Genomic DNA, 367 nt, shown 5'->3' with positions numbered 1-367 from the left:
AGTCGCTGCCTTCAGCATAAACAACTCAGTACAAGCGCAACAAGTGGCGTTAGAACAATGCCAATGTAATGGCTCCGCCTCTACCTACGACATCGATATGAAGCAAGCCTGTAACCACCAAGCCCAACAGTCTTGGTTCGCATGGTTGACTGGCGACAGCCGCAGCGCACAATTTCACTACCTCGATTTACTCGAACTATTGACCCGCGCCGACAACAAGTCTCGCCAATTCTCAAGCAAATCTTACTAAGTCACGACTCTACTTATGTGGTCGCAACTGCAAAGCGTTATCGCCGCATTTTTTGGGGTTCAAAGTAATGCCAAGCGTGAGCATGACTTTAAGCACCATAATCCAAAAGTGCTTATT

General features: G+C 47.4%; 2 protein-coding genes. Both read left to right on the top strand.

Features of this window, described 5'->3' with window-relative positions:
• On the top strand, window positions 1-250 hold a 250-nt coding region (locus CWC14_RS18670; protein WP_138564371.1), incomplete at its 5' end, for a hypothetical protein.
• Between the two features lie 15 nt (window positions 251-265).
• On the top strand, window positions 266-367 hold a 102-nt coding region (locus CWC14_RS19955; RefSeq protein WP_138564369.1), incomplete at its 3' end, for a DUF2970 domain-containing protein.

The sequence above is a fragment of the Pseudoalteromonas sp. S3260 genome, assembly GCF_005886925.1.
Lineage (GTDB): Bacteria > Pseudomonadota > Gammaproteobacteria > Enterobacterales > Alteromonadaceae > Pseudoalteromonas > Pseudoalteromonas tetraodonis.
This window is presented reverse-complemented; position numbering and strand designations above follow the sequence as displayed.